10 protein-coding genes are annotated in these 9,487 nt (G+C 71.0%); 3 read left to right on the top strand and 7 right to left on the bottom strand.

Annotated features, from left to right (window positions below; genetic code table 11):
• Nucleotides 1-9: 9 nt before the first annotated feature.
• Genes spt4 through SD626R_RS09540 form a run of 4 tightly spaced genes read right to left on the bottom strand, consistent with a single transcriptional unit; the run spans nucleotide 10 to nucleotide 2,530 of the window.
• Nucleotides 10-207 carry a transcription elongation factor subunit Spt4 gene (gene spt4, locus SD626R_RS09525; protein ID WP_008001262.1) on the bottom strand — a complete coding sequence of 66 codons (198 nt, stop codon included), beginning with the start codon at nucleotides 205-207 and terminating at the stop codon, nucleotides 10-12.
• Nucleotides 207-782, bottom strand: a complete 576-nt coding sequence (locus SD626R_RS09530) for a DNA-directed RNA polymerase (protein ID WP_092566032.1) — start codon at nucleotides 780-782, stop codon at nucleotides 207-209. Before SD626R_RS09530 ends, spt4 begins: the two co-directional genes overlap by 1 nt.
• A 19-nt stretch (nucleotides 783-801) precedes the next feature.
• Nucleotides 802-1,284, bottom strand: coding sequence for a PIN domain-containing protein (locus tag SD626R_RS09535; protein ID WP_092566034.1), 483 nt, complete (start codon nucleotides 1,282-1,284; stop codon nucleotides 802-804).
• Nucleotide 1,285: 1 nt separating this feature from the next.
• Nucleotides 1,286-2,530 carry a translation initiation factor IF-2 subunit gamma gene (locus SD626R_RS09540; RefSeq protein ID WP_092566036.1) on the bottom strand — a complete coding sequence of 415 codons (1,245 nt, stop codon included), beginning with the start codon at nucleotides 2,528-2,530 and terminating at the stop codon, nucleotides 1,286-1,288.
• A gap of 509 nt (nucleotides 2,531-3,039) precedes the next feature.
• Here SD626R_RS09540 and SD626R_RS09545 point away from each other — a divergent pair.
• Together SD626R_RS09545 and SD626R_RS09550 are read left to right on the top strand one after the other, a co-directional pair.
• On the top strand, nucleotides 3,040-3,531 hold the full coding sequence (locus SD626R_RS09545) for a DUF5810 domain-containing protein (RefSeq protein WP_092566038.1): 492 nt from the start codon (nucleotides 3,040-3,042) through the stop codon (nucleotides 3,529-3,531).
• Between the two features lie 36 nt (nucleotides 3,532-3,567).
• Complete coding sequence (locus SD626R_RS09550; RefSeq protein ID WP_092566040.1) at nucleotides 3,568-4,005, top strand: DUF5809 family protein; 438 nt, start codon at nucleotides 3,568-3,570, stop codon at nucleotides 4,003-4,005.
• A 142-nt stretch (nucleotides 4,006-4,147) separates the two neighbouring features.
• Here SD626R_RS09550 and icd read toward each other — a convergent pair whose 3' ends face one another.
• The 3 genes from icd to SD626R_RS09565 form a co-directional block, all read right to left on the bottom strand.
• Nucleotides 4,148-5,410: an isocitrate dehydrogenase (NADP(+)) gene (icd, locus tag SD626R_RS09555; RefSeq protein WP_092566042.1), complete on the bottom strand. Its 1,263-nt coding sequence runs from the start codon at nucleotides 5,408-5,410 to the stop codon at nucleotides 4,148-4,150.
• Between the two features lie 87 nt (nucleotides 5,411-5,497).
• Nucleotides 5,498-6,490 (bottom strand): glycosyltransferase family 2 protein, encoded by a 993-nt coding sequence (locus tag SD626R_RS09560; protein WP_394324701.1) that lies wholly within the window; start codon nucleotides 6,488-6,490, stop codon nucleotides 5,498-5,500.
• A gap of 79 nt (nucleotides 6,491-6,569) precedes the next feature.
• Nucleotides 6,570-8,147, bottom strand: a complete 1,578-nt coding sequence (locus tag SD626R_RS09565; protein WP_137782518.1) for an HTTM domain-containing protein — start codon at nucleotides 8,145-8,147, stop codon at nucleotides 6,570-6,572.
• Nucleotides 8,148-8,303: 156 nt separating this feature from the next.
• Between SD626R_RS09565 and SD626R_RS09570 the strand changes: the two genes are divergently transcribed.
• Nucleotides 8,304-9,224 carry an isoaspartyl peptidase/L-asparaginase gene (locus tag SD626R_RS09570; RefSeq protein WP_092566048.1) on the top strand — a complete coding sequence of 307 codons (921 nt, stop codon included), beginning with the start codon at nucleotides 8,304-8,306 and terminating at the stop codon, nucleotides 9,222-9,224.
• The last annotated feature ends 263 nt before the right edge of the window (nucleotides 9,225-9,487 follow it).

Consider the following 9,487-nt stretch of genomic DNA (forward strand, 5'->3'; position numbering starts at 1 on the left):
TCGACGTCGTTACCGGACCTTCAGCGCGTACGACCCGGCCTTCGTGACGTTCATCTCCTCGGCGATCTGGCTCTCCTCGGGCTTCGTGATGATGACGTAGCCCGCCCAGTCCTCCGTCAGCGACGACGACCCGCAGTGCTCGCAGGTCTGCGAGTCGGGGTCGTTGACGTGGTGACACTCACGGCAGGCGAGGCGGTCCTCGGCCATCAGTCGGCCTCCTCACCGGTCTGCTCGCGGTGGAGCCGCTTCCCCTCCAGCCACTCGTGTTTCCCGAGCCCCGGCTGCTTCGCCGTGAGCCCGATCTTCGAGTCGCGGGGGTTGCGCTCGTCGATGCTCTTCGTCACGACGCGGACCCGGACGGCGTCGTCGACGCCGAGGGTCTTGTCGGAGTCCGAGGAGGCGAGCTGCTGGTTCGCCCCGTCGAACGTGAGGTACTCGTCGGTGATCTGGGAGACGTGGAGGAGCCCGTCCACGGGGCCGATCCCGACGAAGGCGCCGAACTCGACCGTCTCGACGACGGTGCCGTCGGCGACCTCCTGCATGTCGGGGTCGTAGGTGAGCGCGTCGAACTCGGCCTCGTAGTAGACGCCGGGGCGGTTGTGTAACACCGCGCCGTCGCCGATGTCGTGGACCTCGATGACGCTCACGACGCTGCCGACATCCTCGTCCATTCGTCCTTCCAGTTTGTCCTGGAGCAGGGCTTTCACCCGCTCGTCGGTGACGTCCGCCAGGTGTTTCGGCGGCACCTCGACCGTATCCTTGAGTCGAACTCGTTTGTACATGATTGGTTGTCCGCGTCCGCTAGGGTTCCGTTATCGCCAGTGCGTTCCGACCGCTTAAACCGATTACTGGTGCGCCCGCCTCCAGCACCCGGTTCGCCAGCGGTCGATCGTTGGTGACGACGCCGTCGACCCGGCCCTCCGCGACCAGTTCGACCAGCGCGTCGTCGGCGTACGATTCCTCCGTCGCCACCGCCTCCGCCCGCGCCGCGAGGTCCGCGCCCACGCTCGCCGCGGTCGCTTCCTCGCCGTTCCCGCCCTGCAGCCGGTCTAACTCCGAGACGACCGCCGTCGGGACGACCGCCTCGTAGGCGCCGAGGAGCCGGTCGAGCTCCTCGAACAGCCGCAGGTTCGCTTCGACCGGCGCCATCAGCGCGCTCGCGTCGAGCGCGACGACCGGGGCGCCGTCGAGACCGTCGCCCGCGAGGGCCTCGGTTCGGGCGTTCCCGGCGTCACCGCCGCCGGCGTCGGCGTCCGGGCCGTCCGCGCGGGCAGCGTCGGTCACGCTACGAGAGCGTCCCGACGCCGATGAGCCGCCAGCGCGCGCCGACGCGCCGGTTGATCGCGATCTGCGCGCCCGCCTCGGCACAGACCGGCCGCTTGAGGCTCACCTCGCACTCGCCGTCGCGCGCGCTCGTCACCGCGCCGACCGTCGTCGCGGTGCCGACCGTGAGCATCAGCGGCTCGCCGGTGCTGATCTCCTCGATGTCGCTCTCGCCGCTCTCGTCGTCCTCTTCCCCGACGACGCGGTCGAGGAGGTCGACCTGCATCTCGAACTCGTTGCGGGTCGGCGGGAGCGTGCCGGGCTCGCCGGCGACCTGCCCGGCGAGCGCGTCGCCCTTCGTCAGGCTCGGGTCGAGCCCGGTGCCGACGCCGAGCAGGCCGCCGGGGCGGGCGGACTCGACGTCGTTGCTGCCGGCCTGCAGCGACCGGACCGACGTTTCGAGCGGCCGCCACTCCGTCTGACCCCCCTCGTCGACCTCGCGGCCGGGGCGGATCTCCAGGCCGTCGCCGACCGACAGCTCGCCGCTGACGAGCGAGCCGCCGACGACGCCGCCCTTGAGGTCCGCCGCGGTCGCTCCGGGACGGTTGATGTCGAACGAGCGCGCCGCGTACATGCGAGCGCTCTCGCCGGGGTCGCGGTCCGGCGTCGGGATCTCGGTCTCGATGGCGTCGATGAGCAGGTCCATGTTGACCTCCTGCTGGGCCGAGACGGGGACGATCGGCGCGTCCTCGGCGACGGTGCCCTCGACGAACTCCCGGATCTGCTCGTAGTTGTTGACGGCGCGGTCGCGGCTCACGAGGTCGACCTTGTTCTGGGCGATGACGATGTTCTCGATCCCGATGAGGTCGAGCGCCATCAGGTGCTCCTCCGTCTGCGCCTGCGGGACGTCCTCGGTCGCGCTCACGACGAGCACGGCGCCGTCCATGATCGAGGCGCCCGAGAGCATCGTCGCCATCAGCGTCTCGTGGCCGGGCGCGTCGACGAACGAGACCGTCCGGATCGGCTCGCTCTCCGAGCCGTCCGCGCACTCCTCGTCGACGGTGTAACACTCGGGCGCGTCGACGCCGGGACAGCGCCGGAACGTCGCGTCCGCGTACCCCAGCCGGATCGAGATTCCGCGTTTCATTTCCTCGCTGTGCTGGTCGGTCCACGAGCCGGACAACGCCTGCACGAGCGTCGTCTTCCCGTGGTCGACGTGACCGACGAGACCGATGTTCACCTCCGGTTGTGTGTTGGCTTCAGTCACTGTTGGACCTCCTAACGGAGTAGTCTTACCGGAAATTCGCCCCGTGCGAGTGATAAAGTTGCTGTTATAGCGGCGCCCGCGGCGTCGACGACGGCGGACGACCGACCGCGAATAGCGACAAAATAGTATTTAAATAGACGATCGTATCTGGTGAAAATTCTCATAAATGCATAACTCGGGGCGGTGGCGCGCGCCTCCGAGCGGCCGCCACCGGCGGCCGCGAAGGAGCACGTGCGAGGGACGCGGCGACCGGAGGGAGCCGCGAGGCTGGGGAGGCATGAGGTGCGGTTGCGGTGTGGGGCGGGACTCAAAGGGGCAGCCGCGAGGACGACGCTCGACGACGCAAGCACCGCAACGAGGGAGCGTGAGCGACTGAGTGAGGAGCGCAGCGAGTCGCGCGAGTCCTCGCGGCTGGGGCTTTGGAGGTGTTCACGTCGGTCTGGAGTCACTCACGTACTCGACCTCGTCCGACGCCGATTTACGGCTCACGAGCGAACCCGGACACATACATGGGATACGCGTGCCCCGTCTGCGAGACCCCCCAGCGCGACGGCGAACACCTCGCGCATCACCTCGCGTTCACGGCGATGCTCCACGGCGGCGACCACGAGGCGTGGCTCGACGAGCGCGTCCCCGACTGGGGCGACCGCGACCCCGACGGACTCGCGGCCGAGGTGACGCCCCACGCCGACGACGCCGAGTACCACGAAGTGTTCGAGGACACCGTCGACCGCGGGCGCCCCGACGTCGACCTCGGGGACCACGACCACGCGGGACACGGTCACGGGGCCGGGCACGGCGCTCCCGAAGCCCACGGCGCGGCCGGCGGCGTCGACCAGTCGGGCGCGACCGACCCGGAGACCGAGGCCGCGCTGCGCGAGGCACGCGAGCTGACGCGGGAGATGTTCGAGGAGGACGGCGAGGGCGACGATACCGACGACGCGGAAGGCGCCGCCGGCAACGCCGCCGACGACGCCACCGACGCCGACCCGTCCGCGTAACGGAACGCCCTTTCCGGTCGGCGACGAACGCGGGGTATGCACACCAGAGGGACGTTCGCTCCGGAGACCCGCGCCGACGCGCTCGAACGCTACGAGGAGGTCGGGCCGGTCGCGCAGGTCGTCGTCCGCGAGGCGACGAAGGCGATGGAGTTCGGCGCCGACGAGTACGACGAGCGCGTCACCCCGGAAGTGGTCCGGACCGCCCGCGACGCCACCTTCGCCGAGCTGCTCGCGGTCCACGTCGGCGACGAGGCCGAGTTCGACGCGTGGCTCGCGGACAGCGAGTTCGACGACGAGGACGTCGTCCGGATCGGCTCCGACAACGTCGACAACCTCGTCTGGCACCCGATCCCCTTCGCCGACACCGTGATCGCGGCGACGTTCCAAGACGAGCCCGACGCGGCCGCCAGCACCCTCCGCCGGAACGCCTTCGGGCGCGTCTACCGCGAGGAGTTCTACGAGTCCGGCCGGTGATCTCTCGGCGCTACTCTTCCGGCGCTGTCGCTCGGTGTCGGAGCAGGACGGAATAAAACCGAAGCGAGACGGAGAGCGGCGTTTACGCGAGTCCGTGAATGTTCCCGGAAATCCCCGATTTCCGGGCGCTCGAAAAGCTCGTCTAGGCGAGCTTTTCGATGTTCTCGACGACGGCGTCGGCGAACTCGCTGGTCGCGAGCTTCTCGCCGCCCTCGATCTGGCGGTGGAGGTCGTAGGTGACCTTCCCGGACGAGATGGTCTCCTCGACGGCCTCGCGCACGAGGTCGGCGGCGTCGGACCAGCCGAGGTAGTCGAGCATCTCGCGTCCGGAGAGGATCATCGCGGTGGGGTTCACCTTGTCCTCGCCGGCGTACTTGGGCGCGGAGCCGTGGACGGGCTCGGCGAGACAGCGGCCGTGGCCGCGGTTAATTCCCGGCGCGATGCCGAGGCCGCCGATCTGCGCGCCGGCGGCGTCGGACATGTAGTCGCCGTTGAGGTTCATCGTCGCGATGACGGAGTACTCGTCGGTGCGGGTCAGCAGCTGCTGGAGCATGTTGTCCGCGATGCGGTCCTTAACGACGAGGGTGCCCTCAGGGCGCTCGCCGTCGTGGTCCTCCCAGAGCTGGTCCTCGGTGATGACGTCGTCGCCGTACTCCTCCTCGGCGACCTCGTAGCCCCAGTCGCGGAAGGCGCCCTCGGTGAACTTCATAATGTTACCCTTGTGAACGAGCGTGACCGAGTCGCGGTCGTTCGCGAGCGCGTAGTCGATCGCCTCGCGGACGAGGCGCTTCGAGCCGAACTCGGAGATGGGTTTGACGCCGATGCCGACGGGGCCGTCGTGGATGACGTCGGCCACGTCCATGTCGTCTTCGAGGAAGTCGCGGACTTCCTCGACCTCGTCGGTGCCGGCCTCCCACTCGATGCCGGCGTAGACGTCCTCGGTGTTCTCCCGGAACGTGACCATGTCCATCTCCGCCGGGTTCTTGACTGGCGAGGGGACGCCGTCGATGTAGTAGGTGGGGCGGACGTTCGCGAACAGGTCGAGCGTCTTCCGGAGCGCGACGTTCAGCGAGCGGAAGCCGGCGCCGACGGGGGTGGTGAGCGGGCCCTTGATCGCGACGCGGTGATCGCGGATGGCCGAGACGGTGTCGTCGGGGAGGTTCTCCCCGTACATCTCGCGGGCGCTGGCGCCCGCGTAGACGCGCATCCACGCGATGGAGCGACCCGTCGCCTCGGCGGCCGCGTCGAGGACCTGCTGTGCCGCCGGTCCGACGTCGGTGCCGATCCCGTCGCCGTGGATGATCGGGATGACGGGATTCGACGGGACGTTCAGCTCGCCGGTCTCCTCGTCGGCGAGCGTGATCGCCTCGCCGTCGTCGGGGACGTCGACCTTGTCGTAGCTCATGAACGTCCCTGGATTCTTGTGGCCCATTAAAGTGCCTGCCGTTTTCGGCGGGAGCGGCGCGCTCGCAGGCTTTGCCGGTTTTCGGACTCAGTTCGACTCCACGTCCACGTCGAACATCGAGCGCCACCGGTACCGCCGGCCGCCCCAGACGAACGTCCGGCGCGCGAGCGCGTACGCGAGGAATCCCGGCGAGACGATCACCGACGGCCCGGCGAGCAGGAACGTCGCCCGCCTGACCCCGAACCGCGCGTACGCCGCCCCCGCGAGTGCCGTGACGAGCGCCACGCCCGCGACCGGCGCGAGCAGACACAGCGACGCGAGCCCGACCGAGAGGCAGACGTTGACCGCGGTCACCAGCGGCGCGTGGCGTCGCGTGATCTGGAAGAAGCGGACGAACCGCTCCAGCGACTTCCGCGGCGACCCGCCCGCGGCGACGGTCCGGGTCCGGTCGGCGGCACTCACGTCGAGGTGTTCGGCGAGCGTCCCGTCGTCGCTGACGGTCCGGCGGAGGTCCCGGAGGAACGCCGCCTCCCCGTCACCGAGGTCGTCGCGCTCGAAGACGACCGCGCCGCCCCACGCGATCTCGCCGCGGGAGACCGGTAGCGTCCCGCCGATAACGTACGCCGGCTCGAAGAACCGGCCGAGCGGGTCGGCCCCGACGAACACGGGGACCTCCGTGGTCGGCCCCCGTCGGTCGTAGTCGGCGTTGAGTTCCGCGAGCCACCCGGGCGGGTGTCTGAAGTCGTCGTCGGTCCAGACGATCCGGTCGCGTTCGGCCGCCTCCATGCCGACCGCGATCGCGTTCGCCTTCCCGGAACAGCCCTCCGGCTCCCCCGCGAGGACGACGCGGACGCCGTCAGGGAGTTCCTCGCGCTCTCCCTCGGTGCCGCCATCGTCGTCCCTCTCGGAGCCGTCCTCGCCGCCCCGCCGCTCGGCCACCGGGTCGTCGTCGGTGTCACAGATCACCAGCAGCTCGTCTCTCCCGTCGAGCTGGGCGGCCACCTCGGAGCACGCCTCGGTCCAGCGCACCGTCGGGAGGAGCACCGACGTCGGCGGGTGCGTTCGCTCGCAGTCCGTCACGACCGTCGATTCGAGGCGCGGAGCCATAAGTGGTCAGTCGCCGATGGGCCGTCCCGAGCGCGACCCCTCGTTCCGGACCTCACCCCGACCGACACGCCCGCGTCCCGAGCTCTCGGACCCGGGTCTCTCCGCCTTCCGTGACGTCGGTTTCGACCGTCTCGACGGTCACCGACGCGACCGCCTCGCCCGCAGTCCCCGCCGACCGGTCACAGAGGTACGCGAGGAGCGGATCGACGCGGGCGGGCGCCCCGTCGCCCGCCAGCAGGGTGAGGTACTTCCGCCAGCGCGCGGTGGGGTACGCCCGCGCGTCCGACGGCGGCCGGTCGACCGCGACGGGGTCGCCGTACAGCGCGTCGACCGCGTCGCCGTCGGCGGTCGTCGCCGTCGCCAGGAGGCGCGCGTCGACCGAGCTCGGGTCCGGCGCGAACATGTCCCAGCCGTACTCGGTCGGGTCCGCCGTCGCCGCCACGGGCTCGGGCGCGTCGACGAGGCCGACCGCCATCCCGTTCCACGCGAGCAGCGAGACGAGGAGGACGGCGGCGACGGCGGGAACGGCGCGGTCGCGGACTGCTCGACCCGGAATGTCGCGCGTCGATCGATCTCCCGGCCCTTCGTGTCGCGGGTCGCCCGCGGGCGTCGATTCCACGTACCCGCGGAGCCGCGCGCCGGTCGGTCCGACGACCCCCTCGACGCGGTCCCAGACGAACGACGGGAAGAAGGGGAGCAGGGCGGCCGCCGATATCAGCGGGAAGACGCCGAGCTGGAGCGTGAACGCCATCGAGCAGTGCGCGGCGAACAGGGTCCCGGCGAGGGCCGCTCTGACCCGACCCGCGGACGCGACGAGCAGCGGCGACGCGACGAGCAGCGCGAGCCAGCCGTAGGTGGCGGCCGCGAGCAGTCCCGGCGCCTCGGGCAGCAGCCCGCCGACCGGGCCGTGGAGGTACGTGAGCCGGAACACCCGTCCGACCGCCTCACCGCCGGTCCACGCCGTCCCCCTGAGCTTCTCGACCGCGTTGGCGACGTAGACCACCACGACGACGGCCAACGGGAGCGCGGACGCCGGACCGACGAAGCGCTCGTTCCCCGGCCCCTCGCTCGCGCTTTCCCCTTCTCCGGGCGAAGCCCTGCGGCGGACGGAGTCGACTGACCAGCGCGCGCCGAGCGGGCAGAACAGCCCCGCCGCGAGCAGGTGCACGAGCAGCTTGTCGCCCGCGTTGAGCACGAACGGGTTCCGCGCCTGCAGCGAGGCGAGCAGGACGAGCGAGACCGCGGCCGCGAGCCGGGTCCGGTGACCGATCGCGAGCGCGACGGCGGCGACGCCGGCGACGAGGAACAGCGCCGCGACGGGCCACGTCGCCCCGGAGAGCGCGTGTAGCGAGAGGCGGGCGGCGAGCGGGTACGCCTCCGCGAGCGCCGAGCGCGGAAGCGCGCCGGCGTCGGTGTAGAAGGCCGTCAGGTTCCGGGCGCGCAGCGCGAGGTCGACGAGGAGGGCGACGCCGAGCGCGATCCGGAACGCCCCGAGCGCGCGACGGTCGATCCCGACGCGGGCTCCGACCGCGTTCCGGAGGCGGCGGCTGATCGATCTCTCGTCCGTCGGACCTCCCCCGACGCGGGACTCCGAGTTGCTTGTGGCGGCGCGTCCCCGATGCTCGTCCACGATGGGTGCGACTCCCCGAGCGGCGGGAATAGTTCTTGCGGCGCCGGACCGGGAGTCGGCCGCGGAGATTGCTCTGCGTTCGGCGTCATCACCCGCCGTTTTCCGGAGACTTATCCGCCCGCCGCGGAACCCTCGCGTATGTCACAGCGACCCTCGATGCGCGTCGTCGTCCACGGCGGCGCCGGCGGTGCTCCGGACGCGCCGGCGCCGAGACAGGAGACGCTCGACCGGGCGGCCGAGCGCGGCGCCGACGCCGAGACGCCCCTCGACGCGGTCGAGGCGGCGCTCGAGCCCCTCGAATCGAGCCCGCGATTCAACGCCGGCGTCGGCGGCGCGGTCCAGTCCGACGGCGTCGTCCGCACCGACGCGGGCGTGATGACCTCCGACCGAGAGGTCGGCGCGGCCTGCTCGATGCCGGGCGTCGAACGCGCCGCGAGCGTCGCCCGCGTCGTGCACTCGGAGACGCCCCACGTCTTCGTCTCCGGCGAGCACGCGGTCGACCTCGCCGACGAGTTCGGCGTCGAGACGGGCGTCGACCTGCTCACCGACGCGACCCGCGAGCGGTACGAGAGCGAGGACCCTCCGCGGGGCGGGCCGCGCGAGCACCTCGACTGGCTCGCGACGCGGTTCGGGTCGGGAAGCGATCGGGCCGGCGGCGGGTTGAACAACGGCGGAGCGGGCGGAGACGACTCGGGCCGCGCGCCCGACCACGACACGGTCGGCGCGGTGGCCTCGGACGGCGAGCGGTTCGCGGCGGCGACCTCCACGGGCGGCCGGTCGTTCGCGCTCGCGGGCCGGGTCGGCGACGTGCCGCAGGTCGGCTCCGGCTTCTTCTGCACCGAGGCCGGCGGGGCGAGCGCGACGGGGGCCGGCGAGGACATCGCGCGCGTCACGCTCTCGCGGCGGGCCGTCGGGTATCTCGAAGACGGGCTCGGCGCGCAGGCGGCGGCCGACAAAGCGATCGAGGAGTTCGAGGCGATCACCGGATCCAGCGCCGGCGTGATCGTTCTCAATGAAGCCGGGGCGGGGAGCGCGTTCAATACCGAGGAGATGCAGACGAGTATTGTGTCTGCATAGCTGAACGCGGATCGACTGCAGTCACCTCCAAAACATTAGCCGCTGGGTCACACGCTATCGGCTCCCCGACCGTGAACACTTCCAAAGCCCCAGCCGCGAGGACTCGCGCGGCTCGGTGCGCTCCTCGCTCACTTCGTTCGCTGTGGTGCTACCGTCGCCGTGCTTCGCCCTCGCGGCTGCCCCTTTGATTCCCACCCGACGGCACAGAACCGCCGGAAGACGGTCCTGCTCGCTCACTGCGTTCGCTGCGCGGGCTGCGACTT

The sequence above is a fragment of the Halorubrum sp. SD626R genome (assembly GCF_001261915.1).
In the GTDB taxonomy this organism is placed as follows: Archaea; Halobacteriota; Halobacteria; order Halobacteriales; family Haloferacaceae; genus Halorubrum.

Coding starts and splice junctions, on each gene's coding strand:
- spt4 (WP_008001262.1), bottom strand. CDS start 207: ATGGCCGAGGACCGCCTCGCCTGCCGTGAGTGTCACCACGTCAACGAC.
- SD626R_RS09530 (WP_092566032.1), bottom strand. CDS start 782: ATGTACAAACGAGTTCGACTCAAGGATACGGTCGAGGTGCCGCCGAAA.
- SD626R_RS09545 (WP_092566038.1), top strand. CDS start 3,040: ATGGGATACGCGTGCCCCGTCTGCGAGACCCCCCAGCGCGACGGCGAA.
- SD626R_RS09550 (WP_092566040.1), top strand. CDS start 3,568: ATGCACACCAGAGGGACGTTCGCTCCGGAGACCCGCGCCGACGCGCTC.
- icd (WP_092566042.1), bottom strand. CDS start 5,410: ATGAGCTACGACAAGGTCGACGTCCCCGACGACGGCGAGGCGATCACG.
- SD626R_RS09570 (WP_092566048.1), top strand. CDS start 8,304: ATGCGCGTCGTCGTCCACGGCGGCGCCGGCGGTGCTCCGGACGCGCCG.